Here is a 26,103-nt window from a genome sequence, read left to right on the forward strand (position 1 = left end):
CGCCCGCGGCCAGGGTCGACGCGACCATGTAATGCAGGGCGCCCGCCAGCATCCATTCCCCGCCCCCCGCCAGCGCCAGCCCGGTCACCGCCAGCATGGTGCCCGACGACAGGATCACCGCATGCGCCGCGATCCGCCCCAGGCTTTGCGACGCCAGCACGCCCAGCATGCCGAAGACGACCGTGGCCATGCCCAGCCCGATCAGCAGCCCCGCGCCCAGCCCCGCAGACGGGCCCGATCCGGCCGCGAACAGCAGCATCGTCAGGCGCAGGATCGCATAGATGCCCACCTTAGTCATGATCGCGAACATCGCGCCCACCGGCGCGGCGGCGGCCATGTAGGCGTTGGGCAGCCAGAAGGACAGCGGCCATATGCCCGCCTTGACCAGGAAGGCCACCCCCATCAGCGCCAGGCCCATCTGCAACAGGGGCCGGTTGGCGGCATCGATGTCGGGCATCATGCTGGCCAGATGCGCCATGTTCAGCGTGCCCGTCACGCCATAGATCAGGCTGATCCCCAGCAGCAGCAGCAGGGACGCCGCCAGGTTGATCGCGATGTAATGCAGGCCCGCGCGGACCCGCACCTGTCCCGACCCGTGCAGCAGCAGGCCATAGGACGCGGCCAGCAGCACCTCGAAGAAGACGAACAGGTTGAACAGGTCGCCGGTCAGGAACGCGCCGTTCAGACCGACCAGCAGGAACTGGAACAGCGAAAAGTAATGCTGCCCCTGCCGATGCCAGGACGCCCGCGCATAGACCAGCGACGCCAGCGCCAGCACCGATGTCAGCAGCAGCATCATCGCCGCCAGGTGATCCAGCACCAGGACGATCGCCATCGGCGCGGCCCAGTCCCCCAGCAGGTAGAAGCCGATGTTCTCGGCCCCTTCGGACGCGCCCAGCTTGGCGCGCATCAGCAGCGCCACCGCCACCGCCAGCGTCAGGCCGGTCGCGATCAGGCTGAGCCAGAATTTCGCCGCGCGCTGGCGGTCGTCGTAAAGCAGCATCAGCGCGCCGGCGACGAAGGGGATCAGGATCGGGGCGATGATCAGGTGCTGGCTCATGGCTGCTCTCTCTCGCGGCCGTCGACATGGTCGGTGCCGGTGAACCCGCGCGAGGCGATCAGCACGACCAGGAACAGCGCCGTGGTGGCAAAGCTGATGACGATGGCGGTCAGGACCAGCGCCTGGGGCAGCGGGTCGGCATAGCGGGTCGGATCGACGAAGCCGCCCTTGGGCATGATCGCGGGCGCCGACAGCGTCAGGCGCCCCATGGAAAAGATGAACAGGTTCACCGCATAGGACAGCAGGCACAGCCCGACGATGACCTGGAAGCTGCGCGGGCGCAGGATCAGCCAGATGCCCGACGCCGACAGAACGCCGATGGCCAGGGACAGCACGATCTCCATCAGCGGATCTCCTTCGTGGCGGGGGCGGCATCGTCCTGTTCGCGCAGGCGCGCGGCGCGCAGGGATTGGTGGGCGATGGCGATCAGCATCAGCACCGTCGCGCCCACGACCAGGGCAAAGACCCCCAGGTCGAACAGCAGCGCGGTCGCGGCGGGCACGTTCCCGATCAGCGGGATCGAGACATAGCGGGCATGGGCCGACAGGAACGGATAGCCGAAGATCCACGACCCCATCCCCGTGCCCACCGCGATCAGCAGGCCGATGCCCATCCAGCGGATCGGCAGGATGGTCAGCCGCGCCTCGACCCAACGCACATTGGTGGCCAGGTATTGCAGCAGGAAGGCGATGGCCATGGTCACGCCCGCGGCGAAGCCGCCGCCCGGCAGGTCATGGCCGCGGAAGAAGAAATAGGCCGCGACCATGATCAGTACCGGGAACATCCACAGCATGATGACCGACGGCACCATCAGGTAGTCGTCCAGCGCCTGCTGGCTGGTGGCCTGCTGCTGGTTGGGTTGGTCCACGCTTTCGGGGGCAGGGCGGAAGCGGCGCAGCAGCGAATAGACGGTCAGGCCCACGATCGCCAGCACGGCGATCTCTCCGAACGTGTCGAAGGCGCGGAAATCGACCAGGATGACGTTCACCACATTGGTGCCGCCGCCTTCGTAATAGGCGTTGGCCAGGAACCAGTCGCCCACGTTCGGGACCAGCGGCCGTGTCATCACGGAATGCGCCACCAGGGCGATGCCCGACCCGCCCGCGACGGCCATCACCAGGTCGCGCATCCGCCGCCTGCGCGCGGATGCCAGGTTGTCCTCGGGCAGGCCCGCCCGGCGTTGGGGCAGCCAGCGCAGGCCCAGCAGCAGCAGGACCGTGGTCACCACCTCGACCAGCAGTTGGGTCACGGCAAGGTCGGGGGCCGACAGCCAGGCGAAGGTCAGGCAGGTGACCAGACCCGCGCCGCCCAGCATCGCCAGCGCGGCAAAGCGGTGGTACTTGGCCTGCCACGCCGCGCCCACCGCGCAGGCCCCGCCGATCAGCCACATCAGCGCGAACGCCGGGCTGAAATCGGTCACCCGCGCCGGGGGTGCCCAGGGGAACCGTGCGCCGATGGCCGCGACGGCCAGAAACAGCGCGACCGCCACCAGCAGGCGCAGCTGCGGCTGCAGCCGTTCGGTCGCCAGCCGGCCCAGCACGCGGCGGGGCAGGACCCACGCCCCCTTCAGCATCAGCCGGTCGAAGACGCGCTGCCCGCGCAGGCGGTGCAGCAGGGGCGGGCCTTCGGGTCCCAGGGGGATGCGGGTCCGGGTCATCGCATAGATCAGCGTGCCCACGCCCAGGGACACCAGGCTGAGAATCAGCGCCGCATTGACCCCGTGCCAGATCGCGATGTCGTAATAGGGCAGGTCGGGCCCAAGCACGGCGCGCGCGGCGCGGTTGATGACGGGGCCGATCACCGGCGCGGGCAGGATGCCCACCGCCAGGCAGGCCGCGGCCAGCAGGCTGACGGGCAGGCGCAGCAGAACCGGCGCCTCGGACACGCGGCCGCGCAGGGCGTGGGGCAGCGGGCCGAAGAAAACCGACGCGATGAACCGGATCGCATAGGCGGCGGAAAACGCGCTGGCCACGACCGCCAGATAGGGCAGGCTGTCGTCCAGCCAGCTGCCGTTGTGCCAGGCGACGGCCTCGGCCAGGAACATCTCCTTGGACAGAAAGCCGTTCAGCAGCGGCACGCCCGCCATCGCGGCGGATGCGATAATTGCCAGCGTCGCGGTGAAGGGCATCACGTGCGCGAGTCCGCCCAGCTTGCGCAGGTCGCGCGTGCCGGTCTGGTGGTCGATGATGCCCGCGGTCATGAACAGCGACGCCTTGAAGACCGCGTGATTGCAGATGNGAAAGATCGCGGCCAGGATCGCGCCCTGGCTGCCGATGCCCGCCAGCGCGGTGATCAGGCCCAGATGGCTGATCGTCGAATAGGCCAGCAACCCCTTGAGGTCGTGGCGGAACAGGGCGATCACCCCGCCGGTCAGGAAGGTCGCCATGCCGATGCCGGTCACGGCCAGGAACCACGCCTCGGTCCCGCCCAGGACGGGAGAGAAGCGGATCAGCAGGAACACCCCGGCCTTGACCATCGTGGCACTGTGCAGGAAGGCCGAGACCGGGGTCGGCGCCGACATCGCGCCGGGCAGCCAGAAGTGGAACGGCACCTGCGCCGACTTGGTGAACGCACCCAGCAGGAACAGCGCCAGAACCGCGCCGTACATCGGATGTTCGCGCACCTGCGGCCCCGCGGCCAGCACCACGTCCAGATCGTGGCTGCCCACGACATGGCCCAGCATCAGCATCGCCAGCAGCAGGCACAGCCCGCCCATCGCGGTGATCAGCAGCGCGGTGCGCGCGCCGTCGCGTGCCGCCTGGCCCTGGTGCCAGAACCCGATCAGCAGGAACGACACGACCGATGTCAGCTCCCAGAACACCACCAGCATCAGCAGGTTGCCCGACAGAAGGATGCCCTGCATCGCGCCGGTGAACGCCATCAGCAGTGCGAAGAAGCGTGGCAGGCGGTCCTTGCCCGCCATGTAGACCTGGGCATAGACGACGACCAGCAGGCCGATCGCGCTGACCAGCGTCGCGAACATCCAGGCGAACCCGTCCATCCGCAGCGACAGCGACAGCCCCGCCGACGGCACCCAGTCCAGCGATGCGCGCAGCACCTCGCCCGACATCACGGGTCCCCCCAGCCCCGCCGATAGCGCGATCCCGGCCAGCATGGTGATGCCCGCCAGAATCCCCGCCGCGCGCCCCGAGACGCTGATCAGCAGAAGCGCGGACAGGAAGGGAAGGACCGCCAGCAGCACCAGAAGGTTCTGCTGTGCAAGGGCGGTGGGGGTGATCATCAAGGGCGGTCCTTCGCTGGGGCGGCATGCAGGGCGGGGCAGGATCCCAGGCGGGATCATGCGGGCGTCGGGGGAATGCGGCAAGATGTGGGTGATGACGGGACGGCGCATGCGATGCGGCCGTGCCGCGGCACGATCCGTCCGGGATCACCTCTGTGGGGGCGGCCGCGGAGCCACCGGCCGCGGGTCAGGACAGCAGGCGTCCTTGGGCGCGGGTCAGGCCAGCGGAGGGCCGCGGGCGCGGGCAGGGCGGGCGACGCCCTGCGGCCGGGGAACGTCCGCGTCGGACGCGGCGATGATCGAGACCGCTTGTGGCGGGACGGGCCTCGCGGGCGTGCGGTACCAGGGATCGGCGTCCGGCAGTGGTGATGTCGCCTGCGGTCCGGCCGGAGCCTTGGAGGTCAGGACGGCGACCTGGGCCGGGCTGTCGGAATACAGCCGCTGCTCCTCGGTCAGGCGCAGGAACTGCGGCCCCAGTTCGACCGAGGCAGGCGCCGTCGCCCCGTACAGCGCAAGCTGCACGATGCTGGCCACCAGGACCAGAACGCGCATGATGCACGCCAAGGGTGTCCGCTGTCCGTCCATGGCGCGGATATTGCAGACGCTGCCGGGGCGATGCAAGGGCGGGTGGGGGGCGCAGACGCGTTTGTCACCCCACCGGCAGGTGCAGTTCGGCCCGCAGGCCGCGCCCCTGCGCCCCCGCGCGCAGCCGCAAGGTCCCGCCGAACAGCTGCGCGATCTCGGTCACGATGGACAGGCCCAGGCCGCTGCCGCCGGGCCGCGCCTCGGCCGACGCGCCGCGGGTAAAGCGCGAGGTCAGCTGGTCCATCGCCGGGGCGGCGATGCCGGGGCCGTCATCCTCGACCGAGATCACCGCCGTGCCGTCCTGCCGCGCGACGCGGACGGTAACCTCTGCCCCGCGGCCGGCATAGGCCAGCGCGTTGTCGACCAGGTTCTTCAGCGCCTCGGCCAGCAGGACGGGTTCGGCGCGCACGACGACGGGCTGGCCGTCATAGCCCAGGTCGATCCCCGCACCGGCGGCGCGGGGGATCATCTCTCCGGTCAGATCGCGGGCCAGGGCGTGGGCATCCAGCGGCGCGACCATCGGATGGCCCGCTGCCGCATCGACCCGCGCCAGCAGCAGCAGCTGCGCCAGGATCCGTTCGGCATCGGCCAGTGCCGCGTCGCCCTTGGCCACCGCCGATCGCGCGGCCTGCGCGTCGCCCGCCCGCTGCGCCAGTGTCAGCTGGGTGCGGATCACCGCCAGCGGCGTGCGCAGCTGATGGCTGGCATTGCCGGTGAAGTTGCGCAGCGCCGACAGCGCCGTGTCCAGCCGCGCCATGAACGAGTTCATCGCCGCGACCAGGTCCTGGACCTCCTGCGGGACGTCGGTGGGCAGGGGGGACAGGTCGTCCGCGCGCCGCGCGCTGATCGCGTCGCCCAGCCTGTTCAGCGGGCGCAGCGCCAGTGGAACCGCGATCCAGATGATCGCCGCCGCCCCGCAGATCATCAGCGCCAACCTGGCCGCCGAGCGCAGCAGGATCGCCTGCGACAGCTGGTTCCGCGCCAGCTTGGATTCCGCGACCGTCACGCGGAACGGGATGGATTCGATGCCCGTCGACACGGTCCGCGCCAGCGTGATGACCCGGATCGGCGCGCCCGCGAACACCGCATCCGCGTAGCCCGCCCCATCCGAGCCCGGTTCGGCCAGCGGCAGGTCGGCATAGCCGGTCATGAACCCGCCCGGCCCGTCGACGCGATAGAACACGCTGTCCTGCGCGGTCGAGGTCAGCATCTCCAGCGCGGAATAGGGGATGTCGGCCTGCAGGGCGGCATCGTCGCCCACCGTCACCCGTTCCGCGATGGCCAGCGCCGATCCGGTCAGCACCCGGTCGGACACGGCGCGCGCGGTGGACACGGCCTCGGACCAGGTGTCGGCCATCGCCAGCGTGCCTAGGGCGGCCGTGGCCGCCAGCAGCCAGGCCAGCAGTCGGCGGCGCAGCGATCCCATCGGCGCTCAGACGCCCTTGTCGATGTAATAGCCGATGCCCCGCGCGGTGCGCAGCTGCACCCCGTGGGGCGCCAGCCTGCGGCGCAGGCGGCTGGCATATTGCTCGATCGCGTTGTCCGACAGGGTATCCTCCAGCGAGGTCATGGATTGCATGATCGTCTCCTTGGGGACGACCTTGCCGGCGCGCATGAACAGCAGTTCCAGCAGCGCATGTTCGCGGGCGGGCAGGTCCATCGGCTGCCCCTCGGCCAGGAAACGGCGCGCGGTCAGGTCCAGCATGACGCCGCCGATCGTGACCTCGGCCGCGCGCAGGCCCGCCTGGCGGCGCAGCAGCGACCGGACGCGGGCCTCGAACTCGGTGATCTCGAAGGGTTTGACCATGTAGTCGTCGGCCCCCAGGTCCAGGCCCCGGACGCGTTCCTCGGGCGTGCCGCGGGCGGTCAGGATCATCACCGCGGCCGGGTCGCGGCGGGNGCGCATGCGGCGCAGGACCTCCAGCCCGTCCATCTGCGGCAGGTTCAGGTCCAGGATCACCAGGTCGAACCGCTCCGCCGCGATCAGCGCCTCGGCCGAGGCGCCGTCATCGACATGATCTACGGCATGCCCCGCGCCGGCCAGAAGCTGCACCAGCCCGTCGGCCAGCGCCGCGTTGTCCTCGACCAGCAGAATGCGCATCGACCGTCCCCCCGGCGGCGATCTTAGGGCCGCGCGGGCCGGGCAGGCACGGGCGCGCGGCCCGCTTGTCCGGCGGGGCGGCGGGTGCCACGATGCGCCATGCTGGTGCGCATGATTCCCCGCCTGTCCTGCGTTGCGCTGATCCTGTCCGTCGTCGCCGGGGCGGCGGCGGCCGACACGCTGCGGTTTCCCGCGCCCTCGGGCGCGCAGGACCGGCCGCTGCGCCTTTACATGTCGCTGGACGAGGATCTGGCCAGCCCGCTGATCCAGGGGTTCCAGGCGCTGAACCCCGACATCGCCGTCGAATACCAGGACCTGCTGACCGGCCAGATCTTTGCGCGTATCACCGAGGAGACTGATGCCGGCGGCACCACCGCGGATCTGGCGTTCTCCTCGGCCATGGACCTGCAGATCAAGCTGGCCAATGACGGCTATGCCCAGGCGGTGGCCACGCCGTCCTCGGCCGACTGGCCGCGCTGGGCGAACTGGCGCGACACGGCCTATGCGATCACATTCGAACCCGCCGTCCTGGTCTATCACAAGCCCAGCTTCCGCGACCGCCAGCCCCCCGCGACCCGGTTCGAGCTGCTGGACTGGCTGGATCATGGCGGGGCGACGGTGCAGGGGCGCATCGGCACCTATGACATCGCACTGTCGGGGGTGGGATACCTGTTCCTGGCCCGCGACCAGGAGCATTTCTTCGACATCTGGAACCTGGGCCAGGCGATGGGACGCGCGGGCGTCCAGCAGTTCGCGACCTCACGCGAGATCCTGGAACGCGTGGCCGACGGGCGGCTGGCGGTCGGATACAACATCCTGGGGTCCTATGCCGCGGACTGGGCGCGGCAGGAGCCGGATGTGGGCCTGCTGTTGCCGCGCGACTTCACCGTGGTCGTGTCGCGGGTGGCGCTGGTGCCGCGTGCCGCGGCGCGGCCCGACCTGGGCGCGGCCTTCCTGGCCTTCCTGATGTCGCGCGAGGGCCAGACCATCCTGGCCGAGGAGCTGCGCCTGCCCGCCGTCAGCCTGGAGGTGTCGTCGGGCGCGGACGGCATGCCCCCGGCGCTGGGCGCGCAGCTGCGCCCCGTGGCGATCAGCCCCGGCCTGCTGGCCTATCTGGACCAGTCGCGCCGTGCCCGGCTGATCGCGCGATGGCAGCAGGCATTGTCCCCGCCGGAGCCGGAGCCGGGCCCGGAATAATCGCGCCGATGTCAGCTTTGCGTCAGGTTGGCGTGTCAGGATGCCCGTTGCCGGGTGGAGGCCCGGCCAATGGGGAGGACTATCTTGAAACACGCGATTCTTGCGGGCCTGTTCACCGCGGCCCTGGCCGTTCCGGCGCTGGCCACCGACTATACCATCCTGGCACCTGCCGCACCGGGCGGCGGCTGGGACCAGACCGCCCGCACCATGCAGGAGGTCCTGCAGGCCGAGGGCATCTCTGATTCCGTGCAGGTCCAGAACGTTCCGGGCGCCGGCGGCACCGTGGGTCTGGCGCAGTTCGCGTCCTCGGCCACCGGAAAGGCCGACCAGCTGATCGTGGGCGGCTATGTGATGGTCGGGGCGATCCTGACCAACGCCTCGCCCGTGTCGCTGGCCGACGTGACGCCCATCGCCCGCCTGACCGGCGAATACGAGGCGATCGTGGTGCCCACGGCATCCGAGATCCAGGACATCAACCAGCTGGTCGAGATGCTGAAGGCCGATCCCGGCTCCGTCAGCTGGGCCGGCGGTTCGGCGGGCGGCGCCGACCACATCGCGGTGGGCCTTCTGGCCAATGCCGCCGATGTCGACCCGACCGCGATCAACTACATCGCCTATTCCGGTGGCGGCGAGGCACTGGCCGCGATCCTGGGCAACCAGGTGACGGCAGGCATCTCCAGCCTTGGCGAGTTCAAGCCGCAGGCCGATGCCGGGACGCTGCGCATCCTGGCCGTCACCTCCGAGGAGCGGATCGAGGGCGTCGACGCCCCCACCCTGACCGAGGTCGGCCTGGACGTCGTGCTGCAGAACTGGCGCATGGTCGCCGCCCCCGCAGGACTGTCCCCCGAGGACGAGGCCGCCATCGCCGCCGACATCGAGACGATGGCCAAATCGACCGCATGGCAGGAGGCGCTGGCGACCAAGGGCTGGGCCGACACCTATCTGGCGGGCGACGCGTTCCGCGCCCAGCTGGAGGAGGAGACCGCCACGACGGCCGCGGTCCTCAAGGACATCGGGCTGGTCGAATGACGACTGCCCCGGACACGAGACGCCGCCCCGACGGGGCGGCGCTGACCGTGGCGGCCGTACTGGCGCTGATCGCGGTCATCATTTTCCGCGACGTGGCCACGCTGCCGCAGAACCGGGGCTATTCCGGCGTCGGCCCGGCCGACGTCCCGCGCTGGATCGCCTGGGCGCTGCTGGCGCTGTCGGCCTGGACCGTCGTCGCGGCATTCCGCGACGCGCCGGCCGAACGCCCGGCCCAGGATCCCGCGCCCATCGCCTGGATCATCGGCGGCCTGGCCGCACAGCTGGCGCTGCTGAACACGGCGGGCTTCGTCATTGCGACCGCGCTGCTGTTCGCGGCCACCGCCCGGGCCTTTGGCAAGCGCAACCTGGCGCTGACCCTGCCCATCGGGCTGATCTTCACCGGGACGATCTATCTGGTCTTCTCCCAGCTTCTGAACCTCAGCCTTCCGGCGGGTCCGCTGGAACGCCTGATCACGGGGGGCTAGGGGCATGGACACGTTCGGATACCTGTTCCAGGGCCTGATGGTCGCGACCGACCCGATGATCCTGCTCTACGCGCTGATCGGCGTGACCGTGGGCACCGCCGTGGGCGTGCTGCCCGGCATCGGGCCCGCGCTGACCGTGGCGCTGCTGCTGCCGGTGACCTACGGGCTGGACCCGGCTGGGTCGCTGGTCATGTTCGCGGGCATCTATTACGGCGGCATGTATGGCGGATCGACCACGTCGATCCTGCTGAACACGCCGGGCGAAAGCGCCTCTATCGTGACCGCGCTGGAGGGCAACAAGATGGCCCGCGCCGGACGCGGCGGGCCGGCGCTGGCGACCGCCGCCATCGGGTCCTTCGTCGCGGGGCTGGTCGCGACGCTGCTTCTGGCCTTCGTCGCGCCGACGGTGGTCAAGCTGGCCCTGACCTTCGGCCCGCGCGAGTATTTCGCGCTGATGGTGCTGGCCTTCGTCACCGTGTCGTCTGCCTTTGGCGACAGCGCGCGCAAGGGGCTGATATCGCTGTTCATCGGCTTGGCGCTGGCCCTGGTCGGCATCGACCAGCTGACCGGTCAGGCGCGGCTGGACTTCGGCGTCCCGCAGCTGCTGGACGGGATCGAGGTCACGACCCTGGCCGTGGCGCTGTTCGCCGTGGGCGAGGCGATGATCGTCGCCGCTAACCGTCATGGCGTCGAGGACAAGGTGACGGCGGTCAAGGGATCGGTCTGGATGACGCGCGAGGACTGGAAGCGGTCCTGGAAACCCTGGCTGCGCGGCACCTTCATCGGCTTTCCCATCGGCGCCATGCCCGCGGGCGGTGCCGACATCGCCACCTTCCTGTCCTATGCCGCCGAGAAACGCGCCGCCAAGCGCCCCGAGGAGTTCGGCCACGGTGCCATCGAGGGCGTCGCCGGGCCCGAGGCCGCGAACAATGCCAGCGCCGCGGGCACGCTGGTCCCGCTGCTGACGTTGGGCCTGCCGACCACCGCCACCGCGGCGATCATGCTGGCCGGGTTCCAGCAGTTCGGCCTGCAGCCCGGACCGCTGCTGTTCGCGACCAACCCGGACCTGGTCTGGGGCCTGATCGCGTCGCTGCTGATCGCCAACGTGATGCTGGTGATCCTGAACCTGCCGCTGATCGGGCTGTGGGTGCGCCTGCTGACCATCCCGCGGCCGTGGCTTTACGCGGGCATCCTGTGCTTTGCCACGTTGGGCACGATCGGCGCCAACCCGTCCCCGATCGAACTGTCGATGCTGCTGATCTTTGGCGTCATGGGCTACCTGATGCGCCTCTACGGCTATCCCATCGCGCCGGTGGTCGTGGGGCTGATCCTGGGCCCGATGGCCGAACAGCAGCTGCGCCGCGCGCTGTCGATCAGCCAGGGCGACGTGATGACGCTGGTCTCGACCCCGGTGTCCGCGGGGCTGATCGCGGTCGCGGCCTTTGCGCTGATCGTTCCGATGATCATGCGGGCCCGCGGCAAGGGTCAGGTCCTCAGCCAGATGGCATCGGACGAGGATTGACGCGAAACCCCGGCCCGGTGACGGGCCGGGGTCATGCACCCGGCGCAAGGCTGGGTTGACCGGATGCTGCATTGCAGAAACGGGGGTCGGACCCGATATCTCTGCTGTCACCTGATGACGGAAAGAGAGACCGAAATGACCACCCTGCGCAATGCCTGGAACCGCCTTCTGTCCGCGATGGACACTCTGGGTGCCAGCCTCGAGGCGGCCCGCGCCGTCCGCGCCCATCGCCGTCCCGCCGATGCCAGCCTGAAGCAGCTGGGCATCCGCCGCGACAGCTTTCCGACCCATATCTGATCGCGGCCCTGGCCCGATCCGCCACCCGGTGCGCCGCCCCCCGCGGCGCGTCTTCGTGTTTCCGCGCCACGTTGGCGGAAAACCGACGATTGCGTGAACGGACGCGGAAAGGTGCTGGTCCGATGGGGGGCCGTCGCCTATCGTGGCGGTCCAGGACGGCCGTGACGCCGCCTTTCATCACCTGACGAAAGTCCCATGCTCCTCGAAATCGCCATTGTCCTGCTGTTGACCCTGTTCAACGGCGTTCTTGCCATGTCCGAACTTGCCATCGTCTCTGCCCGGCCCGCCCGGCTCAAGACCATGGCCCAGCAGGGCAGCCGGGGGGCCGCGACCGCGTTGGACCTGGCCGCCGATCCGGGCCGGTTCCTGTCCAGCGTCCAGATCGGCATCACGCTGGTGGGCGTGCTGTCGGGCGCCTTCTCGGGCGCGACACTGGGCACGCGCCTGGCCACCGCCCTGGTCGCGGGGGGCATGCAGCCCGCGCTGGCCCATACGCTGGCCGTGGGCGGTGTGGTCGTCGCCATCACCTATCTGTCGCTGATCGTCGGGGAACTGGTCCCCAAGCAGATCGCCCTGCGCGCCCCCGAGGCCGTGGCCGCGCGCATCGCGCCGCTGATCCGGATGATCTCGCGCATCGCGGCGCCGGTGGTCTGGGTGCTCGACCGGTCGGGGCGGGTGCTGCTGGCCCTGCTGGGCCAATCGGGCAAGGCCGAGAGCAGCATGTCCGACGAGGAGATCAAGGTCATGCTGGCCGAGGCGCACAACGCCGGCGTCATCGCCCCGGCCGAGAACGAAATGATCGCCGGCGTCATGCGCATCGCCGACCGCACCGCGCGCGGCCTGATGACCCCCCGCCACGAGGTGTTGATCGCCGACGCGAACGCCACCCCCGACGATCTGGCGCAGGTCTTCCGCACCGGCCATCGCTCTCGCATCCTGCTGCGGGACGGGGCCGATGACGACATCGTCGGCGTCATCCATGCCCGCGACCTGATCCGCCTGCAGGCCGATCCCGCCGCCGACCCGCGCGCGCTGATTCAGGCGGTGCCCGTCGTGCGCGACGGTCTGCCGGCGCTGAACGTGATCGAGCAGCTGAAATCCTCGCCCGCGCACATGCTGCTGGTCTTTGACGAATACGGGCATTTCGAGGGTGTGATCACCGCGATGGACGTGCTGGAAGCCATCGCCGGCGATTTCCCCGACCCCGGAGAGGACGAGCCCAAGGCCGTCCGGCGCGACGACGGCAGCTGGCTGATCGCGGGCTGGATGCCGGTGGACGAGTTCTCCGACCTGCTGGGCGTCCCGCTTCCCGAGGATCGCGATTACGAATCCGTGGCCGGCCTGGTTCTTGACCTTGCGGGCGTCCTGCCCGAGGTGGGCGCCCACGTGACCCTGTCGCCCTGGCGGATCGAGGTGGTGGACCTGGACGGCCGCCGCATCGACAAGCGGCAACGGCAGGTGCCGCATCTGTCTGGCGACCGCCTGTCACAGCTCGGCCTGCCCGCGACCGTCGCGCTGGTCGACCGTCAGGGCGTGCCGGTGGTGCCGTCACCCGCCGCGGGGGCCGATCCGGAACCGTTTTCGCCGCCGCCCCCGCGTGCGCCCGTCAGGCTGGTCCTGCCGCAGGCACGCCGCGCCGCACCCCCGCGGCCTGTCCGGCGGACGCGCAGGCCCCGCGCGCCGCCACGCCCCTGAAACAATGACGATCTGAACGGACACCGCCCCGGCGGGCGGTTCGTCGCGACCTCATTCTTTCAGGACATCCAGATGACAGAGATGAACCAAGACCGGGCGGCCACGCCCCCGGCACCGACCGACATGGACGCACAACCCGGCCCGGTCGAGGACTGGCGCCTGGTGCAACCCCCGACCACGCCGCACAACGTCCTGCTGCACTGGGCGATCTTCGCGCTGGTGTTCGGCGGGGTGATCGGTGCCCTCGTGCTGATCTACTGACCGGCGCGGCATGGTGCGGCGGGGTCGTGCCATGCCATGCCCGTGGCCTGTAGAAAAGGACACATGCAATTTGGAAACGCTTTGCTGAGCAAATGTAGATCAGCGATGCCGTGTGCCGGCTCGTCTGGGACGACCATATAGAGGGATCAAACGCCGATATTTTGTATATCGATAGTCCGACGCACATGATCGGCGTCAGCCTCCACCTTGGCGACGACGAAGATACGATCGGCACTGGCTGAGCGCCCGCTGTGTTTATGGGGGCGACAATATCGCTTATGGCGCGGGTGGTGCGCTATCTTTTGGGCAACGGCGGCAGAAGCACACTCATCGTAAACCGATGTACGACGGCGACGGGGGGTACAACACCCTGAACGCTTGGCAGTCCGCCCCGTCGGAGCCCACCGAATCCGCGCCCGGCGTACATGTCGTGCTGGACAGCTCCAGCTCGGGCGACATCGACGCCCTGGGCGGCGTGGACGGGCATCTGCGGTTCCTGAACATGCAGAACCTGCGGACCGGCGGCGGTCATGACGTGATCGACGGATCGGCGGCAGGCGTCGACGGATACCGCGTCTTTGCCGATGCGGGCGACGACATGATCATCGGCAGCGACGGCAACGACGTCCTGGAAGGCGGGTGGGGCGCCGATACCATCATCGGCGGCCTTGGCAACGACGAGATCTCGATGAACGGCGATCTGTTCGCCGCCGTCAGCCGTCCTGATGCCGAGGTCGACACGCTGGTCCTGACCGACGGCTTTGGCCATGACACGATCCGCGGGTTCGGGTTCGGGGACGAGCTGGACAGCGAGGGCAACCCCGCCGCCGCGGACGTGCTGGACCTCAGCGGCCTGCATGATGCCGATGGCAACCCGATCGACCTGTCAGACGTCAAGATCCGCGCCGATGTGGACGAGTGGGACAACAAGTACGCCGTCATCTCCTTCCCGAACGGGGAAGAGCTGTGGATGCGCGACGTCGATCCCGACAGCCTGACGCCGTCGCGCCTGAACGGGATGGGCATTCCCTGCTTTTGCGCGGGCACGATGATCCGCACCCCCGATGGCGACGTCGCGGTCGAGGACCTGCGCGTGGGCGACCTGGTCGAGACCCGCGACAACGGCGCCCGTCCGATCCGCTGGATCGGAGGGCGCGCGCTGGACCGCGTGGATCTGACCATGGTTCCCAAACTGCGTCCGATCCGCATCCGCGCGGGCGCCCTGGCGCAGGATCTGCCAAGCCGCGACCTGATGGTGTCGCCGCAGCATCGCGTGCTGGTCCGGTCGGCCATCGCGCAGCGCATGTTCGGCACGACCGAGGTTCTGGTCGCCGCACGTCAGCTGACCGCGCTGGACGGCGTCGACGAGGTCGCGGTGGACTCGGTCCAGTACTATCACATCCTGTTCGCCCGCCACGAGATCGTCTTCTCGAACGACGCGCAGACCGAGTCGCTGTATACCGGGCCCCAGGCGATGAAGTCCTTGGGCCAGGCCGCGCAGGACGAGATCTTCACGCTGTTCCCCGAACTGCGTGCTGGCCCGTCGGAACCAGCACGGCCCTTCGTGCCCGGCGGCAAGGCCCAGAAGATGGTTCAGCGCCACCGCCGCAACGGCAAGACGCTGGTCTGCTGACCAGGACCGAGCGTTCACGGCCACTGCATCCGAAGGCATGCCACCTTCGGTTGCGGTGGCCGGTCATTTCGGCGTCGGCCATCAAATTTCTGCATCCGAAGATGCGGTCACGTCGCGGGCGGGACAGTGTGCAATGCGCCGATGTCACCGGCGGCCACCGCCACGGTCTTCAGGATCGCGTGGCAGGGCTGCCCCGGCGCAAGACCCATCGCGGCGACGGAGCGGCGCGTCAGGCGAGCCGTCAGCGTGTCGGACCCAACGGTCAGGACGACCTGCGCGTTCGGTCCTTCCTCGGCCGTGATCGCGGCGATGCGGCCCGCCAGAATGTTCAGCGCCGACAGGCCCTGCGGCCGATCCCGTGACAGGATGACGTCGCGTGCCCCCACGCGCAGGCGCACATGCGTGCCGGGCGGGGCATCCAGGCGGGCGACGAAGACCGGACCCGCCCCCGTCTGCAGCCGTGTCAGCCCGTCTGCATCATGGCCGGCGACGCGCGTGGTTAGGACCGATGCCGTGTCCGCACCGACCGCGCCCGCATCGCCCAGGACCTGCGCCGGCGGCCCGATGGCCGCGACCCGCCCGGCCCGCAGCGCCACCACGGTGGTGGCCAGCCGCGCGACCTCGGCGCTGGAATGGCTGACATAGAGGATCGGCACGCCGGCCTCATCGCGCAGGCGTTCGAAATAGGGCAGGATCTCGGCCTTGCGGGCCTCGTCCAGGGCGGCCAGCGGCTCGTCCGCCAGGATCAGGCGCGGGGCCGCCAGCAGGGCGCGCCCGATGGACACGCGGCTGCGCTCTCCGCCGGACAGGGTTCCGGGACGGCGGGCCAGCAAGGGGCCGATGCCCAGCATCTGCACCACGCGATCCAGATCGGGCGCGGTGGCGTCGCGCGGCGCGAACCACCGGCCATAGAGGAGGTTCTGGCGGACCGACAGATGCGGGAACAACCGCCCCTCCTGGAAGACATAGCCAAGGCGGCGGCGGTGGGGGGGCAGGTGGCGCCGAAGGGCGCTGTCGGTCAGGACCCAGTCATCGACCGCGATCCGCCCCGCATCCGGTCGCAGCAGGCCCGCGACCGCGTTCACGACCGTGGTCTTGCCCGAACCGGATGGCCCGAACAGCACCGTCAGTCCCGGGGGCGCGTCGAACGCCACGTCCAGGTCGAACCCGGCAAACCAGTGGGTCAGGCGGACCTGCAGCGTCATGCGCCTGCCACCCGCCGCGCGACGCGGCGCGCCAGAACCTCTGACAGCAGCAGCGCGGTCATGGCGATGGTGATCGACACCAGGACCAGGCGCCCCGCTGCCGCCTCTCCGCCCGGCGCCTGCAGCAGGGCATAGATGGCCGAGGGGACGGTCTGGGTCTGGCCGGGGATGTTCGACACGAAGGTGATGGTCGCCCCGAATTCACCGATCGCCTTGGCAAAGGCCAGGATTGATCCGGCCAGCACGCCGGGCAGGATCAGGGGCAGGGTCACCGTGGCGAACACCCAAGAAGGGCTGGCGCCAAGCGTGCCCGCCGCCGCCTCCAGCCGGGGATCGACCGCCTCGATCGCCAGGCGGATGGCGCGCACCATCAGCGGAAAGGCCATGATCGCGGCCGCCAGCGCCGCCCCGGTCCAGCGGAACGAGAAGACGATGCCCACCGTCTCCAGCGACTGCCCGACGCTGCCCCGCCGCCCGAAGGTGACCAGCAGCAGATAGCCCGTGACCACGGGCGGCAGGATCAGCGGCAGGTGGACGATGCCGTTCAGGATCTGCTTGCCGGGAAAGGACCAGCGCGCCAGGGCATAGGCGGTCACGATGCCCAATGGCAGGCTGACCAGCGTGGCGACCAGCCCGACCCACAGCGACAGGCGCACCGCCTGCCATTCGGTCGGTCCCAGCCAGGATGTGACGGCGTCGATCATTGTGGGGTCGTGAAGCCGAACTCTGTCCAGACCGCCCGTGCCGCGTCCGATGACAGATAGTCCAGAAAGGCCTGCGCCTGATCATTGTCCGACTGCGCGGTGACGGCTGCGGGATAGACGATCGGGTCGTGGCTGTCGGGAGGAAAGGTGCCCAGGATGGTCACGTCGTCCTGCGCGGCGGCGTCGGTGGCATAGGTGATGCCCAGGGGCGCCTCTCCGCGCGCGACGAAGGTCAGGGCGCTGCGCACGTTGTCCGATTGTGCGACCATGGGCGCCACCGCGTCCCACAGCCCCAGATGGGTCAGCGCGGCCTTGCCATAGATGCCCGCCGGGACGCTGTCGACCATCGCCATGGACAGCCGCCCCCCGTCCAGCATCGCCGTCAGGTCCAGCGTCGTGTCGATGATCACCGGGGCCGCGTCGCCATGCGCGATCAGCACCAGGCTGTTGCCCAGCAGGTCGCGACGCGTGTCGGGACGGATGTCCTCCGAGGCCTGCACCGCGTCCATCCACTCCTCGCTGGCCGAGATGAAGATGTCCGCGGGCGCGCCCTGCTGGATCTGGCGGGCCAGAGCGGACGATCCGGCATAGGACATCACGGCCATCTGACCGGTCTCTTCGCTCCACTGGGCAGCAATGCGGTCTAGCGCGTCGGTCAGGCTGGCAGCAGCAAAGACCGTCACGTCATCGGCCAGCGCGGGAGACGCGATCAACGCCACGCAGGCGGCAAGGGCAAGGCGATCCGGACCGGGCATGGCAATCTCCGTCGGTGATATGTCCGGGTGGATATAACGCAGCGAAGGGCGGACCTGGCAAGCGCTATTTTCCGGCGGACATATCGACGCACAGGCAGGGTCGGGGCGCGGACGATCAGATCAGATCAGATGAGTTGGGGATGGCGGAGGCGGTGGGATTCGAACCCACGGTGGACTTTCACCCACGTCGGTTTTCAAGACCGGTGCATTTAACCACTCTGCCACGCCTCCGACCGCTGCGGACTAGCGCGCCGCGGGCGTTTGCGCAAGCCTTCAGCGGGTCAGGGTGATCACACGGTCGCCGCCCTCGACCTGGATCGCGGACAGGCGCGACAGACGCAGGAAGCTGATCGGCAGCGCCACCGTGATCGTGTCCGTGACGGGATTTGCGGGCAGGGCCGCCGCGGGGTTGTCCGCGACCGGGGGCGAGGCCACGAAGCGCAGGCGCAGGACGCCGTCCGGGTCGGGCTGCAGCTGGTCGCCGGACCGCGGCACCGACCGGACCAGGGCGGCCGAGTGATAGCCCTTGACCGGGGCAAAGCCGCGCAGCACTAGCAGGCGGCCGTCGCTGAGCGGTTGCCATTCGGCACCCAGGATCTGCGGCACCGCGGGGCGGGCGTCCTGGGCCGTGGGATAGCCGCCTTCCGGGGCCAGGGTTTCGGGGGTCGACGCACCCGCGCCACGCCAGCCAAGCGGGTTCCAGCCGCTGTCGCCGAACCGCCCGCAGCCGGACAGGATCAGGGCGCCGATCAGCAGCGGCAGGGTAAGTCTGGTCATGGCATGTCCCCTTGGCGGTCCTTGGCCCCGTGATAGGCGATCCGGGCCGCGCCGAAAAGCCTCTTTGACCTGACCGCCGCGGCGCGCTAGGCCATGACCCCTGATATCAGGAGAGACCCATGGCCACCCCCGCCTTCGAGGACATCGCCGAAACCTTCGACTTTCTGGACGATTGGGAAGACCGCTATCGTCACCTGATCGAGATGGGCAAGGCCCTGCCGCCCATGGAATCCGCGGTGCAGGTCCCGGCCACCAAGGTCGACGGCTGCGCCAGCCAGGTCTGGATCCTGCCGCGGATCGAGGGGCGCAGCTTTGACTTTCAGGGCGATAGCGATGCGCTGATCGTGCGCGGCCTGATCGCGGTGCTGCACGCGCTGTATGCCGGGTTGCCGGTGGACCAGGTCGAGGCGGTGGACGCCCAGGCCGCGCTGGCGCGCCTTGGGCTGGACGAACACCTGTCGGCGCAACGATCGAACGGCGTGCGCGCGATGATCGCCCGGATCAGGCAGCTGGCCGCCGACGCAGGCTGATCCAGCCGCCACCCAGGACGCGCGTGCCCTCGGCCTCGTAGAAGACGCAGGCCTGGCCGGGGCTGACGCCGTCCTCGGGATCCAGAAGTTCGACCTCGGCACGGCGGCCGGGCAGGGGGCGCAGGATCGCGGGCCGCGGCGGGCGCGTGGACCGGATGCGGACCAAGCAGGCGATCTCTCCCTCGAAGGGCTGATCGCCCAGCCAGTTCACCTCGGTCACGGCGATGGTGCGCGTCGACAGCGCCTCGCGCGGGCCGACGACGACGCGGCGCGTCTCCGGCTCCAGCCGCAGCACATAGAGCGGGCTGCCGCCGCCGATGCCCAACCCGCGCCGCTGTCCGATCGTATAATGGATCACCCCGCGATGGGTGCCCAGGACGGTGCCCTGCTGGTCGACGATCTCGCCGGGATCTGCGGCACCGGGGCGCAGCTTCTCGATCACCGCGGCATAGTCGCCGTTGGGGACAAAGCAGATATCCTGGCTGTCGGGCTTGTCCGCGACGGACAGGCCGTAATCGGCGGCCAGGGCGCGCGTCTCGGCCTTGCTGACCAGATGGCCCAGGGGAAAGCGCAGGAAGTCCAGCTGTTCCTGGGTGGTCGAGAACAGGAAATAGCTCTGGTCGCGGTTCGGGTCGGCCGCCATGTGCAGTTCGGCGCGATGCGCGCCGTCCTTGCGCTGGATGTAATGGCCGGTCGCCATGCAGTCGGCATCCAGATCGCGTGCGGTTTCCAGCAGGTCGCGGAACTTGACCCGCTCGTTGCAGCGGATGCAGGGAACGGGCGTCGCGCCGGCCAGATAGGCGTCGGCGAATTCGTCGATGACCGATTCGCGGAACTTGTTCTCGTAATCCAGGACATAATGGGGAAAGCCCATGCGTTCGGCCACGCGACGGGCATCGTGGATGTCCTGGCCCGCGCAGCACGCGCCTTTCTTGGCCAGTGCCGCGCCATGGTCGTACAGCTGCAGCGTGACCCCGATGACGTCATAGCCTTCGGATTTCAGCTGCGCCGCGACGACGGAACTGTCCACGCCCCCCGACATCGCCACGACGACACGCGTCTGCGCAGGGGATTTTGCGAAACCAAGGCTGTTCAGTTCGGTCGCGGGCGCATCGGCACGCAGGGCAGCAGTCAGGGTCATGGATGATCTTTCGGCCCGCCAGGGGCGGTGCTGGTCGGGCGGCAAAGGGATTTGCGTCAAAATATAGGCAAATTGGTCGGATTCTCAACCCCGGCCGGGGCCGAAATCCCGATCAGGCTAACCGTGCCTTAAGTGCTTTCGACCAGAACTTGCAGAACGTGACGGAAGGACGCTGCAATGTTCGTGAAAAAGACCACAGGCCCGCGGATCGTGACACTGGCGGATGGGCGCATCCTCAGCGTGGCGGATCTGCCGATGGCCGACACCAGATGGGTCGCCAGCCGCAAGCATACGGTCGTGCTGGCGGTGTCGCACGGGCTGATCAGCCGCGACGACGCGCTGCGCCGCTATGGCCTGTCGGAGGAGGAGTTCGACGGCTGGTGCACCGCGGTCGCGCGCCACGGAAAGGCGGCTTTGAAGGTTACGGCGCTTCAAAAGTATAGACAACCATAGGGTGCATGACGCAGAAGGAATGCAAGTGGTAACGACATATTAACCTGTTCGTCAGATTGTCGGGACATGACCTTCGGCGAATCGGGGAAAGACCAAGCCATGCGAATCCTTCTGGTAGAAGACGACCCAAGCACTGCACGGGCGATCGAACTGATGCTGACGGCGGCCAGCTACAACGTGTTCCTGACCGACATGGGCGAGGAGGGGATCGATCTGGCCAAGCTGTATGATTACGATCTGATCCTGCTGGATCTGGACCTGCCCGACATGCACGGGATGGAGGTCCTGCGCCATCTGCGCCTGGCCCGCATCGACACGCCGATCCTGATCCTGACCGGGTCCGACGACACGGAAAGCAAGCTGCGCGGTTTCGGCTTCGGCGCGGACGATTACATGACCAAGCCCTTCAACCGCGAAGAGCTGCAGGCCCGCATCCAGGCGATCATCCGCCGCTCCAAGGGGCACAGCCAGGCGCTGATCCGGACCGGAGAGATCACCGTCAACTTGGACGCCCGTTCGGTCGAGGTGAAGGGCAAGCCGGTGAACCTGACCGGCAAGGAATACCAGATCCTGGAACTGCTGAGCCTGCGCAAGGGCACGACCTTGACCAAGGAGATGTTCCTGAACCACCTGTACGGCGGCATGGACGAACCCGAACTGAAGATCATCGACGTGTTCATCTGCAAGCTGCGCAAGAAGCTGTCCGAGGCCTTGGGCGGCGAGAGCCATATCGAGACGGTCTGGGGCCGCGGCTATGTCCTGCGCGATCCGGGTCCGGGGCAGGCGGAACGTCTGGCGATCGGGGCCTGATACGGCTTCTGGACGATTGCCTGCCCTTGGGCGATACCCACATCTGAGACGGTTGCATGGTTCGGCCGGATGCGGATGATGGGGGCGGCGATGGCGCAGGACAAGTCGGTGGGGCAACCGGACCGGAAGATGGATCGCGGTCAGGCCGCGGACCGCATCGCGGATCTGGCGGCACGGGTCGCCGCCGCGAACCAGGCCTATCACGCCGAGGACGCACCGCAGATATCGGATGCGGAATACGACGCGCTCAAGGCGCAGCTGGCGGCGCTGGAGCGGGACTTTCCCGATCTGGCGCTGCCCGACAGCCCGACCGGCAAGGTCGGCGCCGCCCCGGCCGAGGGCTTCGGCAAGATCGTCCACGCGCAACGCATGATGTCGTTGGGCAATGCCTTCACCGAGGGCGACGTCGCCGACTTCACCGCCCGCGTCCGCAGCTTTCTGGGCCTTGCCCCCGACATGCCCCTGGAGGTGACCGCCGAGCCGAAGATCGACGGCCTGTCCCTGTCGCTGCGCTATGAGGGCGGCGTGCTGGTCCATGCCGCGACCCGCGGCGATGGCGTGGTGGGAGAGAACGTGACCGCCAACGCCCGCACGATTTCCGACATCCCCCACCAACTGGAGGGTGACATCCCCGCCATCCTTGAGGTGCGCGGCGAGGTCTACATGGGGCATGACGACTTTGCGGCGCTGAACGATGCGGGGCGGGTCTTTGCCAATCCGCGCAACGCGGCTGCGGGATCGCTGCGCCAGATCGACCCGGCGGTGACCGCGCGCCGGCCGCTGCGCTTCTTCGCCTATGGCTGGGGGCAGCTGTCCGAACCGCTGGCGCCGACGCAGATGGCCTCCGTGGAGCGGCTGGCCGCCCTGGGGTTCCAAACCAACCCGCTGACGCGCCTGTGCACCGACACCGCGCAGATGATCGCCACCTGGGCCGAGATCGAACAGCAGCGCGCCACCCTGGGCTATGACATCGACGGCGTGGTCTACAAGGTGAACGACCTTGCATTCCAGGGGCGGCTTGGCTTTCGGTCGACCACGCCCCGATGGGCCTTGGCGCACAAGTTTCCGGCCGAGACCGCCTGGACCCGGCTTGACCGGATTGAGATCCAGGTCGGTCGTACGGGCGCCCTGTCCCCCGTCGCGCGGCTGGAGCCCGTGACCGTGGGCGGCGTGGTCGTGTCCAACGCGACCCTGCACAACGAGGATTACATCGCCGGGCAGGACAACTCTGGCGCGCCCATCCGTGACGGTCGCGACATCCGCGAGGGGGACTGGGTCAAGATCTATCGCGCCGGCGACGTGATCCCCAAGATCGCCGATGTCGACCTGTCGCGCAGGCCCGCGGACAGCGTGCCCTATGTCTTTCCGTCACACTGCCCCGAATGCGGGTCCGAGGCGATCCGCGAGCCGGGCGACAGCGTGCGCCGCTGTACCGGCGGCCTGATCTGCCCCGCGCAGGCGGTCGAGAAGCTGAAGCATTTCGTCAGCCGCGCGGCCTTCGACATCGACGGGCTGGGCGCCAAGCAGATCGAGATGTTCTTCGCAGACGATCAGCTGCCCATCCGCGAGCCCGCCGACATCTTCACCTTGGCCGATCGCGACGCCCGGAACTTCACCAAGCTGAAGAACCGCGAGGGGTTCGGCGAACGCTCGACCGAAAAACTGTTCGCCGCCATCGAGGATCGCCGTGCGATCCCCCTGGCCCGGCTGATCTTTGCCTTGGGCATCCGCCATGTGGGCGAGGTCGCGGCCGCGACCCTGGCCCGGCATTTCCACGACTGGCCTGCCTTGATCGCCGCCATCGACGGGGCGGCACGGGAGCCCGCTTTTGCTGCCCCGGACGACAAGGCCCGTCGCGCGGCGTTGGCCGACAGCCCGAACTGGGCCGAGCTGACCGGCATCGACGGCATCGGCGCGGTGCTGGTCGATTCGCTGGTGACGACGTTCGCGCAGCCGACAGAACGCGCCAGCATCGACCGGCTGGCGACCCTTCTGGACATCCGGCCGGTGGATACCGCCAATACGGTGCAGACCGAAATTTCCGGCAAGACGCTGGTCTTCACCGGCACGCTGGAGCGGATGACCCGCGCCGAGGCCAAGGCGCGGGCCGAGGCGATGGGGGCCAAGGTCGCGGGGTCCGTCAGCGCCAAGACCGACCTGCTGATCGCGGGGCCCGGGGCGGGGTCCAAGGCCGCCAAGGCCGAGGCCCTGGGCGTCACCGTCATCGACGAGGACGAATGGCTGCGCATCGCGGGGGCCGGATGACCGCGCCCAAGGGCCGCCCGCCCGCGCTGTTCCCGCTGTTCGCGACCATCGACACGCTGCCCGGCATCGGCCCCAAGGGGCGCGCCGCGCTGGAACAGATGGGCATCGACAAGCCGCGCGACCTGGTCCTGACGCTGCCGGCCAGCGGCATCACCCGCCGCCGCATCGCGCGCATCGCCGACGCCAGCGCGCCCGAGATCGTGACGATCACAGTTACCGTCACACGCCACCATCCGCCCCAGGTCCGCGGCCGCCCGTTCCGGGTGCATTGCACCGACGGAGAGGGCGACCTGACGCTGGTGTTCTTCCGTCCGCGCGACAACTGGATCGAAAGCCAGCTGCCCGTGGGCGCGCGTCGCATCCTCAGCGGCAAGCTGGAACTGTTCGACGGGCTGGCCCAGATGGTGCATCCCGACCACATCCTGGCGGATGGCGATGCGCTGCCGCCCAGCTTCGAGCCTGTTTATCCCCTGTCGGCGGGGCTGACACAGAAGGGCATGGCCAAGGCGGTCGATGCCGCGCTGAACCGGCTGCCCCCGGTCGAGGAATGGATCGACCCGCAGCTGATCGCGCAGCGCGGCTGGCCCTCCTTTGCCGATGCGCTGCACCAGGCGCATGCGCCGCAATCGCCCGGCGCGCTGTCGCCCGACAGCCCGGCGCGGGCGCGGCTGGCCTATGACGAATTTCTGGCCCATCAGATGACCTTGGCACTGGTGCGGCGGGACAAGCGGCGGCNGAAGGGGCGGGCCAGTGCGGGTGACGGCACCCTGCGCGCGCGGGTGCTGCAAAGCCTGCCCTGGCCGCCCACGGGCGCTCAGACCCGCGCGATCGCCGAGATCGCCGATGACATGGCCAGTGCGCGCCGCATGAACCGCCTGCTGCAGGGCGATGTCGGCGCGGGCAAGACGCTGGTCGCGCTGATGGCCGCGCTGGTTGCGGTCGAGGCCGGGGGACAGGCCGTGCTGATGGCCCCGACCGAGATCCTGGCCCGCCAGCATGCCCGCGCGCTGGAACCCTTGGCTCGTGCGGCAGGGGTGCGGCTGGCCGCGCTGACCGGGCGCGACAAGCGCGACCTGCGCAGTCAGATCCTGACCGATCTGGCGGACGGCACCATCGACATCCTGGTCGGCACCCATGCGGTGTTCCAGAAGGACGTGACTTTCCACGACCTGCGCCTGGCCATCATCGACGAACAGCACCGCTTCGGTGTGGCCCAACGGCTGGAGCTGTCGGCCAAGGGCGACGTGCCGCCCGACATGCTGATCATGACCGCGACGCCCATCCCCCGGTCGCTGGCCCTGTCGCAATATGGCGATCTGGACCTGTCGGTGCTGGACGAAAAGCCGCCGGGGCGCCAGCCTATCACCACGGTGATGATCGCGGACACGCGGCTGGACCAGGTCACCGAACGCCTGCGCGCCGCGATGGCGCAGGGCGCGCGTGCCTATTGGGTCTGCCCCCTGGTCGAGGAGAGCGAGGTCACCGATCTGACCGCGGCAGAGGCGCGGTTCACCCATCTGCGCGCGATCTTCGGCGACAGGGTGCGGCTGATCCACGGCCAGATGCCCCCCGACCAGCGCGACGCGGCAATGGCCGATTTCGCCGACGGTACGGCGCAGCTGTTGGTCGCCACCACCGTGATCGAGGTGGGCGTGGACGTGCCCCAGGCCACGATCATGGTGATCGAACGCGCCGAAAGCTTTGGTCTGGCGCAGCTGCACCAGCTGCGGGGTCGGGTCGGGCGCGGGGCAGGGGCCTCGACCTGTCTGCTGATGTATCATGGGCCCTTGAACGAGACCGGCGCCCGCCGTCTGACCACCCTGCGCGACACCGAGGACGGGTTCCGCATCGCGGAGGTCGACCTTGAGATGCGGGGCGCGGGCGATGTGATCGGAACCGCGCAGTCTGGTCTGCCGCGGTTCCGCATCGCGGACCTGGAACACCAGGCCGGGCTGATGGCTGTGGCGCGCCAGGACGCACGGTCACTGCTGGAACGCGACCCCACACTGGAGACCCCGCGGGGGCAGGCGCTGCGGCTGCTGATGTGGCTGATGCAGCAGGATCAGGCGATTCGATTGATCCAGGTCGGCTGACAAGCCGGAATGTTCTTAAAAAGTTCTTTACCGAATCGAGAGAACATGAGAACAAAGAGGCAACAGAGAGGAGTTGCTGTCATGACCAAAGACACCGCCATCGACCTGATCGGGGCCGCCGCGCTCAGCCTGACCACCATTGTCCTGCTGTGGCTGCCCGCCATGCTGCAGGTCTGACCGACTGCCCCGCGACGCAGGGATGGCGCCCCGCCTGTGCGCCATCCGTCCCCAAAGCTCGCGCACCTGGCCGGCCCCGCAGGGGGC

23 protein-coding genes, 1 tRNA gene and 1 pseudogene are annotated in these 26,103 nt (G+C 69.1%); 13 read left to right on the forward strand and 12 right to left on the reverse strand.

Going from position 1 to position 26,103, the window contains the following annotated elements:
- The 6 genes from GBO37_RS15800 to GBO37_RS15825 form a co-directional block, all read right to left on the reverse strand.
- Positions 1-1,060, reverse strand: a 1,060-nt coding sequence (locus tag GBO37_RS15800; RefSeq protein WP_252929967.1) for a monovalent cation/H+ antiporter subunit D, incomplete at its 3' end; no start/stop codon positions are given.
- Positions 1,057-1,404: a Na+/H+ antiporter subunit C gene (locus tag GBO37_RS15805; RefSeq protein WP_045983165.1), complete on the reverse strand. Its 348-nt coding sequence runs from the start codon at positions 1,402-1,404 to the stop codon at positions 1,057-1,059. The genes GBO37_RS15800 and GBO37_RS15805, both read right to left, overlap by 4 nt.
- Positions 1,404-4,301 carry a monovalent cation/H+ antiporter subunit A gene (locus GBO37_RS15810; protein ID WP_252929968.1) on the reverse strand — a complete coding sequence of 966 codons (2,898 nt, stop codon included), beginning with the start codon at positions 4,299-4,301 and terminating at the stop codon, positions 1,404-1,406. Before GBO37_RS15810 ends, GBO37_RS15805 begins: the two co-directional genes overlap by 1 nt.
- Before the next feature lie 216 nt (positions 4,302-4,517).
- Entirely contained in the window at positions 4,518-4,853 is a 336-nt protein-coding gene (locus GBO37_RS15815; RefSeq protein ID WP_252929969.1) for a hypothetical protein, read from the reverse strand.
- Between the two features lie 97 nt (positions 4,854-4,950).
- The gene (locus GBO37_RS15820) at positions 4,951-6,312 is read right to left on the reverse strand and encodes a sensor histidine kinase (RefSeq protein ID WP_252929970.1); all 1,362 of its coding nucleotides are present in this window, start codon (positions 6,310-6,312) and stop codon (positions 4,951-4,953) included.
- A 6-nt stretch (positions 6,313-6,318) separates the two neighbouring features.
- Positions 6,319-6,987 (reverse strand): response regulator transcription factor, encoded by a 669-nt coding sequence (locus GBO37_RS15825; protein ID WP_252929971.1) that lies wholly within the window; start codon positions 6,985-6,987, stop codon positions 6,319-6,321.
- A gap of 99 nt (positions 6,988-7,086) precedes the next feature.
- Here GBO37_RS15825 and GBO37_RS15830 point away from each other — a divergent pair, with 99 nt between their 5' ends.
- The 8 genes and pseudogenes from GBO37_RS15830 to GBO37_RS15865 all read left to right on the forward strand — a co-directional run bounded on the left by GBO37_RS15830 (position 7,087) and on the right by GBO37_RS15865 (position 15,106).
- A complete protein-coding gene (locus GBO37_RS15830) occupies positions 7,087-8,184 on the forward strand; it encodes an ABC transporter substrate-binding protein (RefSeq protein ID WP_205963184.1) in 1,098 nt (365 codons plus the stop codon).
- A gap of 84 nt (positions 8,185-8,268) precedes the next feature.
- The gene (locus GBO37_RS15835) at positions 8,269-9,213 is read left to right on the forward strand and encodes a tripartite tricarboxylate transporter substrate binding protein (protein ID WP_240542512.1); all 945 of its coding nucleotides are present in this window, start codon (positions 8,269-8,271) and stop codon (positions 9,211-9,213) included.
- Positions 9,210-9,698: a tripartite tricarboxylate transporter TctB family protein gene (locus tag GBO37_RS15840; RefSeq protein WP_045982028.1), complete on the forward strand. Its 489-nt coding sequence runs from the start codon at positions 9,210-9,212 to the stop codon at positions 9,696-9,698. Before GBO37_RS15835 ends, GBO37_RS15840 begins: the two co-directional genes overlap by 4 nt.
- Positions 9,699-9,702: 4 nt before the next feature.
- On the forward strand, positions 9,703-11,220 hold the full coding sequence (locus tag GBO37_RS15845; RefSeq protein ID WP_045982029.1) for a tripartite tricarboxylate transporter permease: 1,518 nt from the start codon (positions 9,703-9,705) through the stop codon (positions 11,218-11,220).
- Between the two features lie 135 nt (positions 11,221-11,355).
- Positions 11,356-11,517 carry a hypothetical protein gene (locus GBO37_RS15850; protein ID WP_157020456.1) on the forward strand — a complete coding sequence of 54 codons (162 nt, stop codon included), beginning with the start codon at positions 11,356-11,358 and terminating at the stop codon, positions 11,515-11,517.
- 195 nt (positions 11,518-11,712) lie between these two features.
- Positions 11,713-12,963: pseudogene (locus GBO37_RS15855) on the forward strand (hemolysin family protein); the annotation flags it as partial.
- Positions 12,964-13,284: 321 nt separating this feature from the next.
- The gene (locus tag GBO37_RS15860) at positions 13,285-13,473 is read left to right on the forward strand and encodes a hypothetical protein (protein ID WP_252929972.1); all 189 of its coding nucleotides are present in this window, start codon (positions 13,285-13,287) and stop codon (positions 13,471-13,473) included.
- Between the two features lie 340 nt (positions 13,474-13,813).
- Positions 13,814-15,106 carry a Hint domain-containing protein gene (locus GBO37_RS15865; RefSeq protein ID WP_252929973.1) on the forward strand — a complete coding sequence of 431 codons (1,293 nt, stop codon included), beginning with the start codon at positions 13,814-13,816 and terminating at the stop codon, positions 15,104-15,106.
- Between the two features lie 107 nt (positions 15,107-15,213).
- Here the strand turns inward: GBO37_RS15865 and modC are convergent, their stop codons facing one another.
- From modC to GBO37_RS15890, 5 genes are all read right to left on the reverse strand, one after another.
- Positions 15,214-16,311, reverse strand: coding sequence for a molybdenum ABC transporter ATP-binding protein (gene modC / locus GBO37_RS15870; RefSeq protein ID WP_252929974.1), 1,098 nt, complete (start codon positions 16,309-16,311; stop codon positions 15,214-15,216).
- The gene (gene modB, locus GBO37_RS15875; RefSeq protein ID WP_252929975.1) at positions 16,308-17,015 is read right to left on the reverse strand and encodes a molybdate ABC transporter permease subunit; all 708 of its coding nucleotides are present in this window, start codon (positions 17,013-17,015) and stop codon (positions 16,308-16,310) included. Before modB ends, modC begins: the two co-directional genes overlap by 4 nt.
- Positions 17,012-17,770 (reverse strand): molybdate ABC transporter substrate-binding protein, encoded by a 759-nt coding sequence (modA, locus tag GBO37_RS15880; protein ID WP_252929976.1) that lies wholly within the window; start codon positions 17,768-17,770, stop codon positions 17,012-17,014. The genes modB and modA overlap by 4 nt, the downstream gene beginning before the upstream one ends.
- Positions 17,771-17,911: 141 nt before the next feature.
- A tRNA-Ser gene (locus GBO37_RS15885) sits at positions 17,912-18,001 on the reverse strand.
- A gap of 42 nt (positions 18,002-18,043) precedes the next feature.
- Positions 18,044-18,547 carry a hypothetical protein gene (locus GBO37_RS15890; RefSeq protein WP_139599144.1) on the reverse strand — a complete coding sequence of 168 codons (504 nt, stop codon included), beginning with the start codon at positions 18,545-18,547 and terminating at the stop codon, positions 18,044-18,046.
- Between the two features lie 119 nt (positions 18,548-18,666).
- On the opposite strand from GBO37_RS15890, the gene GBO37_RS15895 reads away from it, so the two are divergent.
- Complete coding sequence (locus tag GBO37_RS15895) at positions 18,667-19,077, forward strand: SufE family protein (RefSeq protein WP_252929977.1); 411 nt, start codon at positions 18,667-18,669, stop codon at positions 19,075-19,077.
- On the opposite strand, the gene mnmA is transcribed toward GBO37_RS15895, so the two are convergent.
- Positions 19,049-20,218, reverse strand: coding sequence for a tRNA 2-thiouridine(34) synthase MnmA (mnmA, locus tag GBO37_RS15900; protein ID WP_252929978.1), 1,170 nt, complete (start codon positions 20,216-20,218; stop codon positions 19,049-19,051). The genes GBO37_RS15895 and mnmA overlap by 29 nt on opposite strands.
- 177 nt (positions 20,219-20,395) lie before the next feature.
- Here mnmA and GBO37_RS15905 point away from each other — a divergent pair, with 177 nt between their 5' ends.
- From GBO37_RS15905 to recG, 4 genes are all read left to right on the forward strand, one after another.
- The gene (locus tag GBO37_RS15905; protein ID WP_252929979.1) at positions 20,396-20,671 is read left to right on the forward strand and encodes a DUF1153 domain-containing protein; all 276 of its coding nucleotides are present in this window, start codon (positions 20,396-20,398) and stop codon (positions 20,669-20,671) included.
- A gap of 99 nt (positions 20,672-20,770) precedes the next feature.
- A complete protein-coding gene (gene ctrA / locus GBO37_RS15910) occupies positions 20,771-21,481 on the forward strand; it encodes a response regulator transcription factor CtrA (protein ID WP_042249236.1) in 711 nt (236 codons plus the stop codon).
- A 75-nt stretch (positions 21,482-21,556) separates the two neighbouring features.
- Positions 21,557-23,746 carry an NAD-dependent DNA ligase LigA gene (ligA, locus tag GBO37_RS15915; RefSeq protein ID WP_371927612.1) on the forward strand — a complete coding sequence of 730 codons (2,190 nt, stop codon included), beginning with the start codon at positions 21,557-21,559 and terminating at the stop codon, positions 23,744-23,746.
- A complete protein-coding gene (gene recG / locus GBO37_RS15920) occupies positions 23,719-25,839 on the forward strand; it encodes an ATP-dependent DNA helicase RecG (RefSeq protein WP_252929980.1) in 2,121 nt (706 codons plus the stop codon). Before ligA ends, recG begins: the two co-directional genes overlap by 28 nt.
- Positions 25,840-26,103: the final 264 nt, after the last annotated feature.

Source organism: Paracoccus sp. 08 (genome assembly GCF_024105395.1).
GTDB lineage: Bacteria > Pseudomonadota > Alphaproteobacteria > Rhodobacterales > Rhodobacteraceae > Paracoccus > Paracoccus marcusii.